This is a genomic window from Cupriavidus sp. 05N38, assembly GCF_056397345.1.
On the sequence record NZ_JBFTNF010000002.1, the window covers coordinates 351,190 to 370,651 of the forward strand.

Annotated in this window: 20 protein-coding genes; 11 read left to right on the plus strand and 9 right to left on the minus strand. The window is 68.0% G+C overall.

All coding sequences use genetic code 11. The annotated features are described in order from the left end of the window. Nucleotides 1-239 precede the first annotated feature (239 nt). The 4 genes from AC1DK4_RS02555 to AC1DK4_RS02570 all read left to right on the plus strand — a co-directional run bounded on the left by AC1DK4_RS02555 (nucleotide 240) and on the right by AC1DK4_RS02570 (nucleotide 3,251). A complete protein-coding gene (locus tag AC1DK4_RS02555) occupies nucleotides 240-1,064 on the plus strand; it encodes a prolipoprotein diacylglyceryl transferase family protein (RefSeq protein ID WP_441611934.1) in 825 nt (274 codons plus the stop codon). Then, on the plus strand, nucleotides 1,061-1,258 hold the full coding sequence (locus AC1DK4_RS02560; RefSeq protein WP_441611933.1) for a hypothetical protein: 198 nt from the start codon (nucleotides 1,061-1,063) through the stop codon (nucleotides 1,256-1,258). The genes AC1DK4_RS02555 and AC1DK4_RS02560 overlap by 4 nt, the downstream gene beginning before the upstream one ends. A 343-nt stretch (nucleotides 1,259-1,601) precedes the next feature. After that, nucleotides 1,602-2,228: a LysE family translocator gene (locus AC1DK4_RS02565; RefSeq protein ID WP_441611932.1), complete on the plus strand. Its 627-nt coding sequence runs from the start codon at nucleotides 1,602-1,604 to the stop codon at nucleotides 2,226-2,228. A 108-nt stretch (nucleotides 2,229-2,336) separates the two neighbouring features. Then, nucleotides 2,337-3,251, plus strand: a complete 915-nt coding sequence (locus tag AC1DK4_RS02570; RefSeq protein WP_441611931.1) for a serine/threonine dehydratase family protein — start codon at nucleotides 2,337-2,339, stop codon at nucleotides 3,249-3,251. A 27-nt stretch (nucleotides 3,252-3,278) separates the two neighbouring features. On the opposite strand, the gene AC1DK4_RS02575 is transcribed toward AC1DK4_RS02570, so the two are convergent. The 4 genes from AC1DK4_RS02575 to AC1DK4_RS02590 all read right to left on the minus strand — a co-directional run bounded on the left by AC1DK4_RS02575 (nucleotide 3,279) and on the right by AC1DK4_RS02590 (nucleotide 7,731). Beyond that, the gene (locus AC1DK4_RS02575) at nucleotides 3,279-3,635 is read right to left on the minus strand and encodes an antibiotic biosynthesis monooxygenase family protein (RefSeq protein ID WP_441611930.1); all 357 of its coding nucleotides are present in this window, start codon (nucleotides 3,633-3,635) and stop codon (nucleotides 3,279-3,281) included. A gap of 45 nt (nucleotides 3,636-3,680) precedes the next feature. Then, nucleotides 3,681-4,799 (minus strand): cytochrome P450 family protein, encoded by a 1,119-nt coding sequence (locus tag AC1DK4_RS02580; RefSeq protein WP_441611929.1) that lies wholly within the window; start codon nucleotides 4,797-4,799, stop codon nucleotides 3,681-3,683. Between the two features lie 274 nt (nucleotides 4,800-5,073). Then, nucleotides 5,074-6,537 carry a PQQ-dependent sugar dehydrogenase gene (locus AC1DK4_RS02585; protein ID WP_441611928.1) on the minus strand — a complete coding sequence of 488 codons (1,464 nt, stop codon included), beginning with the start codon at nucleotides 6,535-6,537 and terminating at the stop codon, nucleotides 5,074-5,076. Between the two features lie 348 nt (nucleotides 6,538-6,885). Beyond that, nucleotides 6,886-7,731 (minus strand): aldo/keto reductase, encoded by an 846-nt coding sequence (locus AC1DK4_RS02590; RefSeq protein ID WP_441611927.1) that lies wholly within the window; start codon nucleotides 7,729-7,731, stop codon nucleotides 6,886-6,888. Nucleotides 7,732-7,814: 83 nt separating this feature from the next. Here AC1DK4_RS02590 and AC1DK4_RS02595 point away from each other — a divergent pair, with 83 nt between their 5' ends. Further along, entirely contained in the window at nucleotides 7,815-8,279 is a 465-nt protein-coding gene (locus AC1DK4_RS02595; RefSeq protein WP_441612263.1) for a YaiI/YqxD family protein, read from the plus strand. A gap of 61 nt (nucleotides 8,280-8,340) precedes the next feature. Here the strand turns inward: AC1DK4_RS02595 and AC1DK4_RS02600 are convergent, their stop codons facing one another. Beyond that, nucleotides 8,341-9,288, minus strand: coding sequence for a LysR family transcriptional regulator (locus AC1DK4_RS02600; protein WP_441611926.1), 948 nt, complete (start codon nucleotides 9,286-9,288; stop codon nucleotides 8,341-8,343). Nucleotides 9,289-9,369: 81 nt separating this feature from the next. Here AC1DK4_RS02600 and AC1DK4_RS02605 point away from each other — a divergent pair, with 81 nt between their 5' ends. The 6 genes from AC1DK4_RS02605 to AC1DK4_RS02630 all read left to right on the plus strand — a co-directional run bounded on the left by AC1DK4_RS02605 (nucleotide 9,370) and on the right by AC1DK4_RS02630 (nucleotide 15,121). Further along, on the plus strand, nucleotides 9,370-9,801 hold the full coding sequence (locus AC1DK4_RS02605) for a nuclear transport factor 2 family protein (protein ID WP_441611925.1): 432 nt from the start codon (nucleotides 9,370-9,372) through the stop codon (nucleotides 9,799-9,801). A gap of 4 nt (nucleotides 9,802-9,805) precedes the next feature. Beyond that, the gene (locus AC1DK4_RS02610) at nucleotides 9,806-10,951 is read left to right on the plus strand and encodes an iron-containing alcohol dehydrogenase family protein (protein WP_441611924.1); all 1,146 of its coding nucleotides are present in this window, start codon (nucleotides 9,806-9,808) and stop codon (nucleotides 10,949-10,951) included. A 64-nt stretch (nucleotides 10,952-11,015) separates the two neighbouring features. Continuing rightward, nucleotides 11,016-11,894, plus strand: coding sequence for a TauD/TfdA dioxygenase family protein (locus AC1DK4_RS02615; RefSeq protein ID WP_441611923.1), 879 nt, complete (start codon nucleotides 11,016-11,018; stop codon nucleotides 11,892-11,894). Beyond that, a complete protein-coding gene (locus AC1DK4_RS02620; RefSeq protein ID WP_441611922.1) occupies nucleotides 11,891-12,817 on the plus strand; it encodes a fumarylacetoacetate hydrolase family protein in 927 nt (308 codons plus the stop codon). The genes AC1DK4_RS02615 and AC1DK4_RS02620 overlap by 4 nt, the downstream gene beginning before the upstream one ends. Before the next feature lie 82 nt (nucleotides 12,818-12,899). Further along, nucleotides 12,900-13,907: a tripartite tricarboxylate transporter substrate binding protein gene (locus AC1DK4_RS02625; protein ID WP_441611921.1), complete on the plus strand. Its 1,008-nt coding sequence runs from the start codon at nucleotides 12,900-12,902 to the stop codon at nucleotides 13,905-13,907. A gap of 8 nt (nucleotides 13,908-13,915) precedes the next feature. Continuing rightward, complete coding sequence (locus AC1DK4_RS02630) at nucleotides 13,916-15,121, plus strand: alpha-hydroxy acid oxidase (protein ID WP_441611920.1); 1,206 nt, start codon at nucleotides 13,916-13,918, stop codon at nucleotides 15,119-15,121. A gap of 95 nt (nucleotides 15,122-15,216) precedes the next feature. On the opposite strand, the gene AC1DK4_RS02635 is transcribed toward AC1DK4_RS02630, so the two are convergent. The 4 genes from AC1DK4_RS02635 to AC1DK4_RS02650 all read right to left on the minus strand — a co-directional run bounded on the left by AC1DK4_RS02635 (nucleotide 15,217) and on the right by AC1DK4_RS02650 (nucleotide 19,460). After that, nucleotides 15,217-15,519 carry a putative quinol monooxygenase gene (locus AC1DK4_RS02635; RefSeq protein ID WP_441611919.1) on the minus strand — a complete coding sequence of 101 codons (303 nt, stop codon included), beginning with the start codon at nucleotides 15,517-15,519 and terminating at the stop codon, nucleotides 15,217-15,219. A 30-nt stretch (nucleotides 15,520-15,549) separates the two neighbouring features. After that, nucleotides 15,550-16,530 carry an NAD(P)H-dependent flavin oxidoreductase gene (locus AC1DK4_RS02640; RefSeq protein WP_441611918.1) on the minus strand — a complete coding sequence of 327 codons (981 nt, stop codon included), beginning with the start codon at nucleotides 16,528-16,530 and terminating at the stop codon, nucleotides 15,550-15,552. A gap of 42 nt (nucleotides 16,531-16,572) precedes the next feature. Continuing rightward, nucleotides 16,573-18,384: an acyl-CoA dehydrogenase C-terminal domain-containing protein gene (locus AC1DK4_RS02645; RefSeq protein WP_441611917.1), complete on the minus strand. Its 1,812-nt coding sequence runs from the start codon at nucleotides 18,382-18,384 to the stop codon at nucleotides 16,573-16,575. A 65-nt stretch (nucleotides 18,385-18,449) separates the two neighbouring features. After that, nucleotides 18,450-19,460 (minus strand): Bug family tripartite tricarboxylate transporter substrate binding protein, encoded by a 1,011-nt coding sequence (locus AC1DK4_RS02650; RefSeq protein WP_441611916.1) that lies wholly within the window; start codon nucleotides 19,458-19,460, stop codon nucleotides 18,450-18,452. Between the last annotated feature and the right edge of the window lie 2 nt (nucleotides 19,461-19,462).

The window sequence follows — 19,462 nt, forward strand, 5'->3', positions numbered from 1 at the left end:
GTCAGGTCCTTTGCGCGCACGCCGACCATGTCGGCGCCACCCGCACGGCGGGTCGTCCACATTTGCCAGGCACCGGCGACCGGCACCTGAGACGATCGGGCAAACTCGTGAGCCTTGCGGGCGTTCACCCGCGACTGCCGCCGCCCTACACTGCGTGCGTGTCGCTGCGCGCCTTGCCGCACCGGTGTGCCGCGAGGCGGCGGGCGACCCGACATTCCACTCATGACTTTGAAGGCAATATGAAGATCGGCCCCCTGGTGCTCCCTGTCGCACCGTTGATCCTGGCGCTTGGCGTCGCCACCGCAGTGATGGTCGGGCGCCGCCTCGCCAAGGACCGGGACAGCATCGAAGGCGCGATATTGCGCATCGTGCTGGTCGGGCTGGCGGCAGCGCGGCTGGTCTTCGTCATGCGCTACCTGCCCGCCTATGGCGGCAAGCTTCCCGACATGCTCGACATCCGCGACCTGGGCTTCGACCTGCCCGCGGGTGCACTCGCCGGCGCGGGCATGCTCGCCTGGTATCTCCTGCGGCGCAGGCCGCAGCGCCTGGCGCTGCTGGCCGCGGCGGCCGCGGGCACGGTCGCCTGGAGCGCCGCCACCGCGGCGGCAAGCCTGTCGGCCCCGCCGCAGATGGTCCCCGCCGTTTCGCTCGCCAACAGTGCGGGCCAGTTCCAGCCGCTGGCAAGATCGGACGGCAAGCCGATGGTGGTGAACCTGTGGGCGACCTGGTGCCCGCCATGCCGTGCCGAGATGCCAGTGCTGGCCAGGGCGCAGGCGGACAATGCCTGGGTGCACATCGTGTTCGTGAACCAGGGCGAGCCGCGCCCGCTCGTGCAGGGCTACCTGGAGGACAGCCAGGTCCGGATCGGGAACCTGCTGTTCGACGCCAACCTCGAGGTCGCCAAGGCCGTGGGCGTGACCGGGTACCCGACCACGCTCTTCTATGACGCGCGCGGGCATCTGCTGGGCACGCACCTGGGCGGCTTCAGCCGCGCGACGTTCGAGAACGCGCTTCACCATTACTATCCGGCCGCTTCCGCGGCGAACAAGGAGCAACAGAAATGAAGACACCGCGCCCGGACCGCCGCGCCCTCGAGCAGGGCGCATTCACGGCGGTCGCATGCTGGACGCTGCAGGCCATGGAAACACAGGCGCAGGCCTCGCCCGCCACGCCGGCGCGCCATGCCGCCGAGGCGACCACCGTGGGTAGCCGGCTCCTGTCGCGGGTAGGCAGGCTGCTGCGCGGCGCCGGGAAGTAGGCGCACGGGTGCATCACGGGCCGCATGCGCACCCGTCCGGGCGCCCCGGCCACGGCGTGCTCCTCCGATCGAGACGATGGAGCAAGCTAATGAAACCGGCGGTCATTTGCGGTGCGGGTGCGGACTCCTACAGTACCCGTATCGATGACGGCACCCAAGGCCCGCCAGCCCGCAAGTGCCGCCGCCAGTTTCGAGGAGCTTCATGATGCGCGAAAGCCGTGGTCCGATTCCCGTGTCGTTCTTCGGCACCGGCGCGACGCCCCGGCCGCATGCTTGCTGATGCCGGCCACATATGCGTTGCTCACGCGCAATCCTCACACACGAAACGAAAGGAGTCCCAGACATGCCCCCGATCGAAACGCTGCTGCCGTTCTTCGGCATCTCGGTGATACTTGGACTCACGCCCGGCCCGGATAACGTCTTCGTGCTGCTGCAATCGGCGATGCGCGGTCCGCGCGCGGGCATGGTCGTGGTGCTTGGCCTGTGCACCGGGCTCCTGGTGCACACCGCCGCGGTGGCGTTTGGCCTGGCCGCGCTGTTCGCGGCTTCCGAGGTCGCGTTCGCGGCGCTGAAGATCGTCGGCGCCCTGTACCTGGCTTACCTCGCGTGGCAAGCGTTCCGCGCGCCGGTCGGCGCCATGGCCGACGGCGGCGCGGACAGCACGGGAGCCGGGCATATGTACCGGCGCGGGGTGGTGATGAACCTCACCAACCCCAAGGTGGTCATCTTCTTCCTTGCGTTCCTGCCGCAGTTCGTCGCGCCGGCCCATGGACACATCGCGCTGCAGATCCTGCTGCTGGGGCTGGTCTTCATCGTCGCCACGCTGCTGGTGTTTTCGGTGATCGCCTACTTCTCGGCGATGTTCGGTGCCCTGCTGCTGCGTTCGCCACGCGCGCAACGCGCGCTGAACTGGTTCGCCGGCATCGTATTCCTCGGACTCGCCGCGCGCCTGGCCACGGCCCATCTGTGACCCGCATCTGACCTGCATCTCGTGTGTGGCCGGCCGCGTTTCGATACCATATCGAGCCGGGCCGGGCGCTACCCGACCCGATTCCCCGATTTCACAGGACCGTTCCTGATGCCCCTGCATATCGAAACCCCGTTACTCGAATCCTTTCCCTTGAGCCAGGCCGCGGGCCGTTCCGTCTGGCTCAAGCTCGAGTCCTTGCAACCTGCCGGCTCGTTCAAGCTGCGCGGCATCGGTGCCGCCTGCGAGGAACACGCGCGCCGCGGCAAGCGCCGCTTCATTTCCTCGTCCGGCGGCAATGCCGGGATCGCCGTTGCCTACGCCGGGCGCTGCCTCTCGATCCCGGTCACGGTGGTGGTTCCGGAATCCACCACGGCGCGCGCGAAGGACCTGATCCGCCAGCAGAATGCCGAGGTGATCGTCCATGGTGCCAGCTGGAACGAGGCCAATACGCTGGCGCTGTCGATGATCGGCGAAACGGAGGCATTCCTGCACCCCTTCGACGATCCCCTGCTCTGGGCCGGCCACGCGACCCTGGTCGACGAGATCGCGCGCACGGCGTTCAAGCCGGACGCGGTGGTGTTGTCCGTGGGCGGCGGCGGGCTCATGTCCGGCGTGATCGAAGGCCTGCAGCGCAACCAGTGGGGCGACGTGCCGGTCATTGCGGTGGAAACCCGGGGCGCCGACTCCCTGGCGCAATCGATGCAGGCCGGCAAGCGCGTCACGCTGGAAGCGATCACCAGCATCGCCACCTCGCTTGGCGCCAAGCAGGTCTGCGAGCGGGCGTTCTCGCTGACGCAAGCCTATCCTGTGCGCAGTGCCGTCGTGTCTGACCGCTCGGCGCTCGCGGCGTGCGAGCGTTTTCTCGATGACCACCGCATCCTGGTCGAACCTGCGTGCGGCGCCAGCCTGGCCCTGGCCTATGAGCGCGCGCCGGAACTGGAGCCGTTCAGGAACGTGCTGGTGGTGGTCTGCGGCGGCGTCACGGCCACCGTCGACAACCTGCGGAGCTGGGCGCAGTCCTGAGCCGGGTCGCGATGCAAGCCGGGCGCCTCATCGCGGCAGGGGCGCATGCACGGCGCGGCTGTCCGCCGGCGCCTGGTCGCGCTCGTCGAGCCCGTAGTCGCGCAGCACCTGCGCCACGCGCAGGCGGTAACCCGCGAACACCCCGCCACGCCCGGCCGACTGCGCGTGGCGGTGCTCCTCGGTATTGCGCCAGGCCTTGACCGCGGCTTCGTCGCGGAAGAACGACAAGGACAGCAACTTGCCGGGGTCGCTCAGGCTCTGGAAGCGCTCCACCGAAATGAAGCCGTCGATGGCCTCCAGCGTGGGGCGCAATTGCGCGGCGATGCTCAGGTAGGTGTCCATCCGGCCTTCGGCCGGTATGACTTCGAAGATGACTGCGATCATGGCGTGGCGTGTGCTTGGGGGTTGTTCGGGCCCGGCGCGGCCGGGTCAGAGGAATTGCGGAATGCGCGCGTTGAGCGAAGGCCGGTAGCGCGATGCGCGCGCCAGCGCCGCCGGGCGCGCGCCGCGTGCCAGCAGCACTTCCACCACGGCCTGCGCCACCGCCGTGGCGAGCGCGTCGCCGGGGCAGGCGTGGCGGCCGCGGCCGAAGGTCCAGGGCGGCGAGCCCGCATCCACGCTGTCGTCCAGCGATGCGGCGGCCAGCACCACCAGCACGGCGTCGCCGGCCTTGAGGTCCGCGCCGCACAGGCGTGCATCGGCGGCGAGAAAGCGGCGCGTGTTCTGCACCGGCGGATCTTCGCGCAAGACGCGCGCGGCGAGCTCGCGCAGGTCCGCGGCTTGCGCCGCCTCGCCGGCATGCCGGCGTCCCAGCCACAGCAGCATATTGCCGACCAGCCCGGCAGTGGCCTCGCACGACTGGATCAGCAGGCCGATGGCGTTGGCCGCGATGACATCCCGGGCAATGCCGGCGGCCTGCGCGTCTCGCACCAGCGCATCGAGCGGGCGACCGGCGCCCGGCAACTGCGTGCGCATCCAGGCCTGCAGCGATTGCGCGGCATCGCTGCCGCCGGCAATCTCCTGCGGCGTCGCCAGCGGCGACAGCGCGCGCGCGAAGGCCGCCACCTGTCCGGCGACCGCTGCGCCCTCGCCGGGCGCGCCGGCCACCGCCATGCCCAGCGCATCGGCCACCGCCAGCACCGGCAGCGCGAACATCCAGTGGTTGACCGCGGCTCCTGCCTGCGCGGCATCGAACGGCAGCGCCTGCGCGAGCGCCGCCACGCGGGCGCGCATGCCGCCCGGATCCAGGCCAGCCAGATGCTTGCGCAGCACATCCTTGAGCGGCGCCTGCCATGCGGCATCGTTCATGCGCACGAGGCCACCGAACAGCACGCCGGCAGCGCTGCCCACCAGCGCCGGCGGCACCGGCTGCGCTGGCGGACGTACACGGCAGGCGGGATGCGCCAGCACCGCCGCGACCTCCGCCGCGCCAGCCGCGACCCACAGCCCGAGCGCTTCGTCGCGATAGAACGGTCGCTGCGCGGCGAGGGCGCGATAGTAGGCCGCGGGATCAGGAGCGGTCACGGCGGCGAGGGGATCGGACGGCATGGATGGATGCATGGGGGCAAGGGAGCGAAGTTGGCGTCGGGCGCATGCCGCGGACGTGCTTGCACGCGTCGCGCGGCAAGCGCCGGTGTCACGGCAGCTTTGGCCTAGTGTGCTACCCGCGCGCATCACGATGGTTCATCGTGGCCTGAACTATGCAATGCAGGAAATGCCGGATGCGCCCCGGGGAGCCGGCCGGGCGCCGGGCCGCCTTGCGCGCGCGGGGCGGCGCGTGGTCCGCTTCGCTTTGGTCGCGACGACACCGGCGGCGCGGCGGTCACGGCGTCGCCGCGGCCCGCTCGACCCGATACACCTTGCCACTGGTGGCCGAGGTGGCCGGATCGGCCAGCACATACAACTCCTGCGCGGCATCCTGGCCGAACGAGAGCACGCTGCCGCCGGCCGTGACCTGCCAGTCGACTTGCTCGGTCACAGCGCCGTCGCGGTACATGAGGCTGAGCAATTTGCCGGCGCAGAGGTCGGAATAGAAATAGCGTCCCTGCAACTCCGGAATCGCGCTGCCGCGATACACATAGCCGCCGACGATCGCACAGTCGCCGGCGCTGTGCGCGTAGTCGGACACCGGCAGCGTCAGGCCCGCCGTGTTGCAGGGCTTCGCTCCCTCGCACAGGACGCCCTCGGTACGATTCCAGCCGTAGTTCAGCCCGGCGCTGGAGGCAGGGGCCACGTCGATCTCTTCGCGCTGGTCCTGTCCCACATCGGCGATATAGATCAGCCCCGTCGTATCGAACGAGAACCGCCAGGGGTTGCGCAGCCCCAGCGCCCAGATCTCGCCGCGACCGCCGGCCCCACCGGCGAACGGATTGGTCGACGGCATGGTGTACGGCTGCCCGCCCGCGCCACTGACATCGATGCGCAGCATCTTGCCGAGCAGCACATTCGGGTTCTGGGCATTGCCCGATGGATCGCCCGTCCCACCACCGTCCCCGGTGCCGATATAGAGCATGCCGTCCGGCCCGAACGCGAGCTGGCCGCCATTGTGATTGTTGAAAGCGCTGTGCGGGATCGCCAGCACCACAGTACCGGCCGCATCGGCGAGGTCCGGGTTGCCGGCGGAGACGCCGTAGCGGGCGATGGTGATGGCACCGTTCAGATCAGTGTAGTAGACATAGAAACGCCCATTGGTGGCATAGCCCGGATCGAATGCCATGGAAAGCAGGCCGCGCTCGCCATCGTTGGTGGTCAGCGCGCCGATATCCAGGAATGGCGTGGCGGACAGCGCGCCGTTGCGCACGATACGGATGCGTCCGGGACGTTCGACCACGAAGACCCGCGCGTCGCCGCCCGGCGCCGTCAGGAATACCGGCGACTGGAGGCCGCCTGCCACTTCGTTCAGGGCCAGCCGGAGATCCACGGGCGGACCGTAGATCACGCCGGCCACCGGCGCGGTGCCTGGCGCCACCGCAATCGTCTGGACGGGCAATTGTGGCCGGTACGACGCGGAACTCGTCAGGACGTTGGCTGCGGTCACGGTATAGGTGCCCGCCACCAGGTTCGCCAGGGTCGTCGATACGCCCAGCGTCTGCCGGTAGCCGCCGGGGCCGGTGACCGTCACATTGGCGGGAATCCCGGCCGGCAGCCCCGATATGACGACCGAGAGCGTGCCGGTTCCGCCGCCGCTGACACTCACCGCACCGTCGCCGCCACCGCCGCATGCGGCAAGGAAAAGGCTGCAGGCGCCGAGCAGGCGGCACAGGGTATGTCGGAGTGTGGCTATCATGGCTGGCTCCCGTCATGGTCTGCGGCAATGGGATCGCGGGCGGGCGGCAAGCCCTTGCCCCCTGCCGGGGGCCCGGCAGCGCCGGCAGGCTTTACAAGCCGCGGTAGAAAACTCGCCGCGGCGCCAGCTGCCGGACATTGTCGCCGGGCCTGGCGCCCGGGCGAAGGTGTGGCGTGCCGCCGGCAATCCGCGCATCGCCAGCGTGCGCCTCCACGTAGCGGCACGCAAGGATTCGGCCACTACAGCCCCCCTTAGGCCGCACATATGGGCCTCACATACGGGCGCAGGTTAGCCCGGGCCCCTTCGGCATGACGCCACGCGCGACCACTCGCAACCTTCAGCGCCACTTCATCTCAAATCGTCGCAGTCTTCTGGCGCCAGCCTGAGGCCTGCTGCGTTCACATTTTCCTCAAGGTGACTGATGGATTGCGTGCCGGGGATGGGCAGCATGACGGGTGACTTGGCGAGCAGCCACGCAATAGACAATGCGGCGTGCGTGAGCCCGCGACGCGTGGCGACCTGCTTCACCTTGAGCGCCCGTAGCCCTCGCTTGCCACCCAGCGGATACCAGGGCAGAAAGGCAATCCCGAGGCGCTCGCATGCGGTGAGGACGTCCTCGCTGGTCTGGTCTCTCAGGTTGTACGCGTTCTGGACCGACACGATGGGCGTGATGCTGCGTGCCAGACTGAGCTGCGCGACGGTAACGTTCGAAATACCGATATGGCGGATTTTTCCTGTGCGCTGCAGATCGGCCAGGGCGCCTACCGACTCGGCAAATGGCACGTTCGGATCGGGGGCGTGGAGCTGATACAAATCGATGCGCTCCAGCCGCAAGCGCTGCAAGCTGCCGTCAACCGCAGTCCGCAAATGGTCGGGGCGTCCGTCCCGGACCCAGGTTCGACGAGCCGGTCGCACCAAGCCACCTTTCGTACCGATGACCAGGTCCGGAGGATAGGGATACAAGGCCTGCGCGATCAATGACTCATTGGCCTCCGGACCGTAGCTATCCGCAGTGTCAATGAAGTTCACGCCAAGCTCGATCGCTCGACGCAGGACTCGATGGGCCTGATCCCGATCCCTTGGTCTTCCCCAGGCCGAATCGCCACACAGACGCATTGCGCCGAAGCCCAGCCGATTGACTGTCAGGTCACCGAGGTCTATCGTGCCCGCGAGCGCTGCGCCGTTCTGTTCCATTGGAACTCCATCTTGTCGGCGTCCTCGATATGACGCGCGCAGGCAGTAATATGAGCGTTCCCTCCCTCAATTGGAATCCCGCGATGCAAGTACTGGTTGACGCCGACGCCTGCCCGCTTGTCGTCAAGGAAATGCTGTATCGGGCCGCGCAGCGTGTCGAAGTGTGCGTCACGCTGGTGGCGAACCGGTATTTGCGCACGCCGCCTTCGCGCTTTATCAAGGCACTGCAAGTGCCGGCGGGCATCGACGCCGCCGATGAGCGCATCGTCGAGCTGGCCGGCCATGGTGACCTCGTGATTACGGCGGATATACCGCTTGCCGCCGCCGCCCTCGACAAGGGTGCCTATGTGCTCGACCCGCGCGGAAGCTGGTTTACCCGTGAGAATATCCAGGAACGCCTGACCATGCGCGAGGTGATGGACCAGCTCCGCGGCTCGGGTGTCGATACCGGCGGTCCGGCACCGTACGCCCAACAGGATAGCAAGGCGTTCGCTGGCCAACTGGACCGATTCCTGGCAGGCCATGCCCCGCCAGGCGCGGCCGCCTGAAGCGTGCTGGCCTCGCGAACCGTGGTTGCTTCAAGACGGCGGCACGCCCAGGCGCGCAGGTTCAGCGCCACCCCGACACATCGCTGAAGCGCGCCTTCAGGAAATCGATGAACACCCTCACGCGGGTCGGCATGTGCTGGCGGCTTGGAAACACCGCGAAGATGTCCAGCACGGTGGGCTGGTAGGCCGGCATGACATGTCGCAGCCGCCCTTCGCGCAGGTCGTCGTTGACCATATAGGTCGGGTGCATGGCGATGCCGTGCCCGAGGATGGCCGCATGCCGCAGCGCTTCGCCAAAGTTCGCGCGGATCGTGCCGGTTACGCGCACTGACGTATTGCCCTCCGGCCCATTGAACGCCCAGGTATTGGTCGGCGATTTCAGCGCATGCACCAGGCAATCGTGCGCGAGGAGGTCCTGCGGCGTGGCGGGATAGCCGCGCGCGGCGAGATAGCGGTCCGACGCCACCAGGATCTGCGGCACCACGGCGAGCTTTTGCGCGACATAGCTCGTGTCGCGTAGCGATGGCGCGATGCGAACGGAGAGGTCGAGTCCATCCTTGACCAGGTCGGCCCGTCCATCGTCCAGGTGCAGGATCACCTGCACGTCGGGGTGCAGCACCGAGAACTCCGTCAGCAGTGGCACCAGGTGGAACGCGCCGAACGAAGGCGGCGTCCCCACCCGCAAGGCACCGCGCGGCGATGTGATCGATCCCTCGATCGCGGCCTGTGCCTGGTCGTATCGCTCGAGCAGGTCCGCCCCTGCTTCGAGCAGGGACAGTCCGGCATCGGTCAGCGCCACGCTCTTGGTGGTGCGCGTCAGCAGCCTTGCGCCCAGCGACGTTTCCAGCCAGGCCACATGCTTGGTCACATTCCCCTTGGACATGCCCAGCCGCTCGGCGGCCGCCGAGAAACTTCGGCCCCTGGCCACTTCCAGAAAGACCTCGATACAGCGCAACCGGTCCATATTGCCTCGTTGTTTCCAGTCCGGAAACAACAAATTCTCGTCCATGTGCTTCCCGGGCGCAAGCAGGGTCGGTAGTCTTGGCACAGATGCAGGCACTTTCGCTTGCTTCCAACGCGAAAACAATCAATGGCGCCCTCCCACGCCCTGCTGCCCCTTTGCCAGCAACTGCTGCACCGTTTCTTCCACTGTCTCGACCAGTCGGACTATGACGGCCTGCTCGCCCTGTTCGATCCGGACGGCGTCTGGCACCGGCAAGGGGTGGCGCTGCGCGGCCACATGGCGATGGCCGAAGCGATGCAAACCCGCTCGACGACGCAACGCATCCGCCATGTACTGAGCAACGTTTTCGTGCACAAGCATGACGACCACGTCGCCGAGGTGGGCGGGTACATGGCGGTCTATCGCTTCGACAACGGCCATCCGCAGGACGGCCTGGTGACGATCGACGGCCCGTCACAGCTGTACGCGGTGCAGGCCACGATCCGGCTCGGCGCGGACGATGCCACGCTGGTGGCGCTGACCATCACCCCCGAATTCCGCTTCGTTGCGGCGGCCTGACGCCATGAACGCGCACGAATTCGCCCATCAGTCCCTGCGCACGCGCCTGGTGCTGCGCGCCGGCGCCGTCCATGCGCTACGTGAAGAGCTTGACCGCCTCGGCGTAAAGCGGCCCCTGTTGCTGACCAGCCCGCGCACCGCCACATCGGCGCTGTATGCCACCGTGCAGGATCTGTTGCAGGATGGGGCCGCGCTTTCGGTCAGCGACATCCCGGCGCATTCGTCGGTTCAGACGGCGACCCGTATTGCCGTTGCCGCCCGCAGCGCACAGATCGATGGTGTCGTGGCCGTCGGGGGCGGCAGCGTCAGCGACACGGCCAAGGCAGTGACGCTGCTGCTGGCCGAGGGCGGCGAGCTGGCCCGGCACGCCAGCCGTTTCATACCGCCGCGCCAGGTGATCATGCCCGCGCTGCTGGCGCCGAAGCTGCCGATCGTCTCGATACCGGTCACCGCCTCGGGCGCCGAAGTGACACCGTCCTTCGGCATCCGCACCGATGCCGGCACCAAGCTGCTGTTCTGGGACGCGCAGATCGCCAGCCGCGTCGTGCTGGCCGACCCGGCGGCTACGCGTGATATCCCGGCAGCGCTGCTGCTGAGCACGGCGATGAACGGGCTGGCCCATTGCATCGAAGGTCTCTACTCGACGGCACGTTCACCGATCGCTTCCGTGCTGGCGCTCGACGCCACACGCCGCTTCGGCAGCGCGATGCGAGAACTGGCACGCGACGCGCAGAGCGAAGCGGCGCGCGCGGAACTGCTGCTGGCCGCACATATGTCCGGCATGGTGCTCGCCAGTGCGCGAAGCTGTCTCCATCACGCAATCTGCCATGTGCTCGGCGCCACGTTCGGCGTGCCGCATGGCGCGGCGAATGCGGTGATCCTGCCCCACGCGGTGCGCTTCAATGCGCCGGCAGCGCAGGCCGAAACCGATGCCGCCGCGCAAGCGCTCGGCGGCATCGACCTGCCGGCTTGCCTGACGGCCCTGCAGGCAGACACCGGCGTGCCCTCGCGCCTGCGTGACCTCGGCATCGCCCGCGACGCCCTGCCCGCCGTCGCGCATCACGTGATGGGCGAGCGCGGGCTGGCCTTCAACCCGCGTCCGGTGGCACGCCCCGACGACGTTCTTTCGATCCTGATGGCCGCCTGGTAAGGCGTCTTGCCACACAGGCCCCCGCACAAGCCCCCGCATCAGCCCCAACACGGAGACACACCTCATGAATATCGTGCCCAACGCCGACGGCTTCGGCGCCCGCATCGAAGGCCTGGACCTGTCCCTGCCGCTGACCGACGCCGGCCAGACGCAGGTCGAACAGGTGCTCGGACGCTACGGCGTGGTCAGCTTCCCGAACCAGTCGCTCGATGCCGCCAGCCTGAAGGCCTTCAGCGACCGCTTCGGCAAGCTCGAGATCAACGTGGCCGGCAAGTACCAGGAACCCGGCATCCCCGAGGTCATGATCCTGTCGAACATTGTCGAGGACGACACGCCGATCGGGCTCGCCGATGCGGGACAGGACTGGCATACCGACATGTCGTACAGCCGCATGATCGCGTTCTGCAACATCCTCTATGGCATCGAGATTCCGCACCGCGATGGCGAGCCACTCGGCTGCACCGAGTTCTGCAACATGCACGCCGCATACGACGATCTGCCGGCCGACATCAAGACGCGGCTCGATGGCATGACCGTGCTGCATGATTTCAACAAGTTCTGGGAAATGATGCGGCGCGAGAAAGGCAGCCAGCGCCCGCCGCTGACCGAGGCGCAACGCGCCGCGAAGCCACCGGTGTCGCATCCGGTGTTCTTGACCCACCCGATCACGGGGCGCAAGGTGCTCTATGCCAACCCGGGCTATTCGGTACGTATCAATGAGCTGCCGCCGCAGCAAAGCGACGAGATGCTGGCTTACCTGTTCGCGCACCAGTTGCAGGACAAGTACCGCTACCGCCACCGCTGGACCGTCGGCGATGTGCTGATGTGGGACAACATGGGCACGATCCACAATGCCGTGGCCGACTACCGCTCCGACGAGCGCCGGCTGATCAAGCGTTGCCAGGTCATGGCGAACCGCTTTTTCCCGGAGGCCACGGCATGAAGCTCGCGACATACCTGCAAGACGGCAGGCCTGGCATCGGCGTCGTGACCGGGGACGACCGCCTGCTCCCGGTGGCCGACTGGGTCAGGCAGACGCCTGTCACGCAAGCCGTCACGCTACGCTGCGCCGCCGCTGGCATCGAACCGGCGGCCGGCGGCATGCTGCGGCTCCTGCAGGCCGGTCCCCCGGCGCTGGCCGCGCTGGCCCTGCATGTGCAAGCCATGCGCGAAGCCGGCCACGCCGCGATGATTCCCCTGGATGCCGTGACGCTGCTGGCGCCGGTTCCGCGTCCCGGCAAGATCGTCGCCATCGGTCGCAACTATGCCGACCACGCGAAGGAAACGGGCGTGGCGCCGTTCGAGAAGCCGCGCATCATCGCCAAGCTGCCCTCGAGCGTTGCGGCACCGGGCACGGCAATTCCGTGCCCGCCAGACGTGACCAAGCTCGATTTCGAAGCCGAGCTGGCCGTCGTCATCGGCGTGCATGCAAGGCATATCGAGGCGCATGAGGCGCCGTCGGTCATCGCCGGCTACACCGTGCTCAACGACATGAGCGCGCGCGAGTTCCAGTTCGATGTGTCGCCGCCGCAGACCACGTTTGCCAAGAGCCACGACGGCTTCGCGCCGATGGGCCCGTGGCTGGTCACACGCGACGAGGTACCCGATCCCCAGGCGCTCACGGTAGAAGCCTGGATCAACGGCGAGCGCATGCAACATGGCCATACCGCCGACATGCTGTTTCCCGTCAACACGCTGATTGCCTACCTGTCGCGCTTCATGACGCTGGAGCCAGGCGACGTGGTGGCCACCGGCACGCCGGCCGGCAGCGGTGCCTTCCGAGATCCTCCGCGCTACCTGCGCGCCGGCGACAGGCTGCGCCTGTCGGTATCGGGCGTGGGCGTGCTGGAGCACGGCATCGCCTGACGCAGCAACAGCAATAGCAACAGCAGAACAGCAGCAAGCCGGCGCACCAGACGCCGCCCGCACGACACTCAAGGAGACAACCATGAAATGCCCCCCGCACATCACTGCCTGGCAACGAATGGCCGCCACGCTCGTGGCAGCCGGCGCACTGCTCGGCACCGCGCCCGCAGTCGCCGCAGCCACCGCCACCTATCCGTCAAAGCCGATCCGCATGGTCGTGGGCTTCGCGGCCGGCGGCCCGACCGACGTCATTGCGCGCGTGCTGGCGCAGGACATGAGCACCACGCTTGGGACATCGGTATTGGTCGATAACAAGACCGGCGCCAACTCGCTGATCGCCACCAAGGAAGTCAAGGCCGCCGACGCCGACGGCTACACGGTGCTGTTCGCCTCGCTATCGCACAACGTCAACGCGCTGCTGATGAAGGAGCGCGCCGGCTACGACCCGCTCAAGGACTTCGTGCCCGTATCGAACGCGGCGATGCTGCCGCTGGTGGCCGTCACGGCGGCGAATTCCCCGTATCACACGCTGCCCGAGCTGATCAAGGCAGCCAAGTCCGGCGACGGCGCCGTGAGTTTCGGTTCGGCCGGAAACGGCGGCTCGGGACACCTGGCCGCGGAACTGCTGGGGACGACGGCGAAAGTGCATATGACCCATGTACCGTTCCGTGGCAATGGTCCCGCGCTGACCGAAGTCATGGCCGGTCGCGTATCGTTCACCTTCTACCCGATCATCGGCATTGCCGAATACGTGAACCAGAAGCGCCTGCGCGTACTGGCTGTCGGCACCGCCAGGCGGCTGCCCGAGTTCCCCGATGCGCCGACGATGGCCGAATCCGGCTTTCCGGGCTTCGAGGAGACGGCACCGTGGGTGGGACTGCTCGCGCCGGCCGGCACGCCCAAGGAGGCCGTCGACAAGCTTCATGATGCGATGGTCAAGGCGCTGGCCAAGCCCGCGGTGAAGGAGCGCCTGCGCAGCCTTGGCGCGATCCCCGTTGGCGACACGCCGGCCCAGTTCGCCGCATTCCTGAAACAGGACCAGCAGAGGTGGCAGCGCGTGATCCAGTCGGCCGGCATCAAGGCAGAGTGAGCACCACGATGAACGCCCATTCGATTGCGGACCTGCGGGCGGCGGCGCGCAGGTATCTGCCGCGCGCCATCTTCGATTTCTTCGATGGCGGCGCCGAAGACGAAATCACCCTCGATGACAACGTGGCCGCGTTCCGGCGCATTCGCCTGGCCCCGCACACGCTGGTCGACGTGTCTTCGGTCGACACCGGCGCCACGGTGCTGGGCGCCCCGGCGGCGATGCCACTGGCCATCGCACCTACGGGTGCGGTCGGCTTTGGCCGGCACGGCGGCGACGTGGCCATCGCCCGTGCGGCCGCGGCGGCCGGTGTGCCATATACCTTGTCGAGCACTGCCACGGCCTCGATCGAACGGATTGCCGACGCGGCGCCGGGACGGCTCTGGTTCCAGGCCTACATCCTGCGCAACAAGCCGTTCCTGCATGCCTGGATGGACCGCGCCCATGCGGCCGGCTACGAGGCGCTGGTCATTACGGTGGACCTGCCCGTGGGCGGCAAGCGCGAGCGGGACTTCCGCAACGACTTCCGCGTGCCGTTCCGTTTCACGCCGCGAAACCTCCTGGACTTCGCGACGCGCCCACGCTGGGCAATGCGTCTGCTGACCCACGGCATGCCCGTGATGGAAAACCTGCAGGGCCTGGAGGCGGAAGCCCGGAGCGCCAGCGCCGTGGCATCGTCGGTCGGCCGAAACTACGATCCCGCATTCGACTGGGATGCGCTGGCCGCGCTGCGGGACCGCTGGCCGCGCAAGCTGATCGTCAAAGGCATTCTTCGTCCCGACGATGCATTGCGCGCGGCGGCGCTGGGCGCCGATGCGATCGTCGTGTCCAATCATGGCGGGCGCCAGCTAGACGGCGTGCAGGCATCGATCGATGCATTGCCTCCGGTGGTCCAGGCACTGAAGGGCCGCGTGCCGGTGCTGCTGGACGGTGGCGTCAGGCGCGGCAGCGACGTCCTCAAGGCGCGCGCGCTTGGTGCGCAAGCCGTGCTCGTGGGCCGCGCCACGCTCTACGGCGTGGCCGCGGCGGGCGAGGAGGGTGCGCACCGCGCATTGGCGATCCTGCAGGACGAGTACATGCGAACGATGCAACTGTGCGGTGTGACGCGCACCGAGGCGATCTCGCGCGACCTGATCCTCGGCGCGGGACGGATGGCCGATGGCGGACCGCGCTCACAAGAGCCCATCGCGCATTCCCCCGCTGCCGTCAGCGCCTGACCCCGGACCCGTCACATCACATGAGGTCGCCTGGAGACCTCGACCCTGCCATGCGCGCAACGAGGCCATCTCGTCAGAGGCGTGGTGCGCCGCCGTCAGGATGTGCCGGCACCGGATTCCACCGCCGCGAGCCTGAACACAGTCGGCGCACCATCCATGAACGCGCCCATCTGCCGACCGATGCGGCGATAGTGATCGGCCTTGACGTGGGCCTGGGCCGCAGCCTCGTCGGCATAGCGCTCGATAAAGACATAGACGCGGTCTTCATCCGAGCGCCACAGCTCATATGACAGGCAGCCTGCTTCACCGCGCGATGCGGCGACCAGGTCGGCCGCCAGCGCTTCGAACTCGGCCTCCCGGCCTTCCTGGACTTTGATCTTCGCAACAATTCCACGCATTGCCTTTCCCCCTGCTGGTATGTTCAGTATTCATGCAAGCGACAGCATCCCCTGCAGTCGCTTTGCAACGATGTCTTCCGCCTGGCGCATGATTCGGTCGATCAGTTCTCCGACCGTGGGTATGTCATGAATCAAGCCGGCGACCATGCCGCACGACCAGGCGCCCGCGTCGAGGTCGCCGTCTTTCATGACACGCGGATAGACGCCACCCACCTCCTCGGCGATGTCCGAGAAGGCGATGTCGGCCCCGAGCCGCCTTTCCTTCTCCAGCAGGCGCTCGACCCCGGCGTTGTTCAGCACGCGCTCGGTATTGCGCAGCGGCCGCATCACGAGCCGCGTATCGAGTTCGGTCGCCGCGACGATGGCCTGCTTCACTTTCTGGTGTACCGGCGCCTCGTGGGTTGCGACGAAGCGCGTGCCCATATTGATGCCGCCGGCACCCATTGCCAGCGCCGCCACCAGCGAGCGGCCATCGGCCATGCCGCCCGAGGCAACGAACGGCACCTTGAGCTCGTCCGCGGCGCGGGGCAGCAGGATGAAGTTGGGAACGTCGTCCTCGCCGGGATGGCCGCCACATTCAAAGCCGTCCACGCTGACCGCGTCGCAGCCGATGCTCTCGGCCTTCAATGCATGCCGCACCGACGTGCATTTGTGGATCACCTTGATCCCGGCTTCGTGCAGCATCGGCAGCCATTTCTGCGGGTTGTTGCCGGCGGTCTCGACGACCTTGACGCCGCCATCGATGATCGCGCGCACGTAGCCGGGGTAATCGGGCGGATTGCGCGCGGGCAGGAAGGTCAGGTTGACGCCGAACGGCTTGTCGGTCAGTTCCCGGCAACGCCGGATCTCTTGCGCCAGGGCCTGCGGACTCGGCTGCGTCAGCGCGGTGATGATGCCCAGCCCGCCCGCATTGGACACCGCGGCAGCCAGCTCCGCGAACCCGACGTAGTGCATGCCGCCCTGGATGATCGGATGCGCGATGCCGAACAATTCGGTGATCTGCGTTTTCATTGGCGAATCTCCTTTGAATGAATGGGTGAGAGCGAATGCTGGTCAGAACTGGTCGGCCGGCAACGCCATCAGGCAGGCCGCGCCGGTTTCCACGCGCTGCCGCAAGGCCGGAACCAGCGGCAGTTCGCGCGCGAACCAGTAGCGGGCGAGTTCCAGCTTGCGCGTGAGGAATGGCTTGTTTGCCGCCGCGGGCATGAGGCCGAGCGCCACATCCGCTATCCGCAGCCACGTCCAGGCGCAGGCGACGATGCCCATCATCGTGAGGAAATCGCTGGAGGACGCGCCGGCGTCGTACGGGTCGCGCGCCGGGTCAGCGAACCAAGTGGCGCAGGCGCGGATGTCCTGCACGGCTTGCCGCAGCGCATCGGCATGCGGGCGAAGCGGCTCGCGCTGCCCCGCTTCCGACGCCGTGCCCTCGACCAGTTCGAGGAAGTCAGCGAGCGCGCGGCCACCGCCGGCGGGCAGCTTGCGCAGCACCAGGTCCAGGGCCTGCACGCCGTTGGCGCCTTCGTAGAGCTGGAAGATGCGGCAGTCGCGCACCAGTTGTTCGACCCCGTTGTCGCGGATATAGCCGTGCCCGCCCATCAGTTGCATGGCGTCGTTGGCCGACTCGAAGGAACGGTCACTGAAGAACGCCTTGACCACCGGCGTCAGCAGGCTGCCGATCGCGTTGCGGCTGCCGCGCAGCGCTTCGTCCGGCTCGTCGAGCAGCGTCCTGACGAGCAATCCCAGGGCGCGGGCGGATTCGAGGAAAGCTGCCTGCTTCAGCAGCAGCCGGCGCACGTCCGGATGGACCACGATCGGGTCGGCGGCGCCGCCGCTGCGGTCTTCGGCCTTGGCCGCCCGGCCGGCCAGCCGCTCGCGGGCGTAGTCGGCGGCATGGCCATAGGCGCGGGTCGCCGACGACAATGCCTGCAGCCCGGTGCCGAGGCGCGCCGAGTTCATCATGTCGAACATGCCGCTCATGCCGGCGGACGACTTGCGCTGCGTCCCCGCAGGCTGGCTCGACTCCTGCAGCGGATACGCCAGCGCGTGCTCGAACGACATCGTGCAGGTGGCGCTGCCCTTCAGGCCCATCTTGTGTTCGATGCCGGCCACGACGACGCCGTTGGGGCCGCCCAGCGTGCCGGTGTCGGGGTCCACCACGCGCTTGGGAACAAGGAACAGCCGGACCGTCGAAAGGTCGTCACGGATATGGCCGCTCTCGTCCGGCACCTTCGCCAGCACCAGGTGGATGACATTCTCGGTCAGGTCCTGGTCGCCGCCCGAGATAAAGATCTTGGTGCCACTCAGCCGCCAGCTGCCGTCCGGCTGCGGCACCGCGCGCGTCTTCATCAGGCGCAGGTCAGTGCCGCAATGCGGCTCGGTCAGGCACATCGTGCCCGCCCAGCGTCCCTCGACCATCGCAGGCACGACGTGCTGCAGCATCCAGGGCTCGCCGGTGCGGCGGATCGTGGCATGCGCGCCGGCCGTCAGGCCCGCATAGAGGCCCAGCGAATTACAGGCCGACGCGGAGAACTCGCGCACCGCCTGTCCGATGGTCTCCGGCAGTCCGGCACCGCCGAGTGCCTCGGGCGCCGACACCCGGTTCCAGCCCGCCTCGCACAGCGCGGCGTATCCGGCCGGATAGCCGTCCGGCGTCCGTACCGCGCCGTTTTCGAAACGGCAGCCCTGCTCGTCGGCCGGGCCGTCCAGCGGCGCCCAGACTTCCTCGAAGAAGCGGGCGGCCTGCCCGAGCACCTCGCGTGTATCGTCGCGCGCGAGGTCGCCCAGTGCATGCGGCGCGACCGGCGCGATCACGTCATGCAGCAGGAAGACATAGTCGTCGACGGGAGCTTTGTATGTTGTGGACACAGCAATTCCTTGTTCGTGAATGCAATGGATGGCGATGGATGGCGATGGATGGCGATTGCCGGCGCTCAGGCGTCGCCCCGGCGATAGCCGATATCCCGGACAAACTTCGCCCACTCCGCGTTGGTCTGCTGGACCGACCGGTCCATCTGCGCCGGGGTCAGGGCTTGCGGCGGCAGCACGCCCAGCTTCGCCAGACTCTGGCGATAGGCCTCGGAAGCCGTGATGCCGGAGACGAGCCGGCTCAGCGCCGTGACCGTCTCCGGCTTCGTCCCCGCCGGCGCGAACATGCCGAAGAACCCGCTGATGGCCTCGACCTGGGGCAGGCCCAGCTCGCGGAAGGTCGGAACCTCCGGCGCATACGGGCTGCGTTCGGGGCTGGACACCGCGAGGGCCAGCACCTTGCCCGCCTTTACCTGCTCCATTGCCGGCTGGTAGGCGTCGATCATGAGTTGGACATGGCCGCCGATCAGGGCCTGCATCGCCGGCGCGCCGCCCTGGAACGGCACGTGCAGCATGTCGACCCCCGCGGACTTGCCGAGGATCACGCCGCCGAAATGCCCTTGCGTGCCTTGCCCGTACGAGCCGTAGGTGATCTTCCCGGGATTGGCCTTCATCCACGCGACCAGCCCCTTCAGGTCCTTCGCCGGGATGCCGGGATTGGCGTAGAGGAACAGCGGCGTGCGGCCCAGTTCCGCAACCGGGATCAGCGCCTTCAGCGGGTCGAACGGCAGTCCCTGCGTGTGCGGCAGCAACGTCACGGTGCTGCCCGTCGTCACCAGCAGCGTGTGGCCGTCCGCCTGCGCGCGCGCCACGAAGCCGGTGCCGATCGAGCTGGAGCCGCCGGGGCGGTTCTCGACGATCACCGGGGGCGTCTTCTGGCCCGACATGCCATGCGCCAGCGTGCGCGCCACCACATCGGTGGTGCCGCCGGCCGGATACGGCACCACCAACTGCAGCGTCTTCGATGGAAAGGCCGACTGGGCCAGCAGCGCGCGCGGCAGGCTCGTCGCGGCGGCCGTGGCGGCGCCGGCAAGCAGCCACTTGCCCGCCGTCCTTCGGTCAATGGATCGGCTCATGG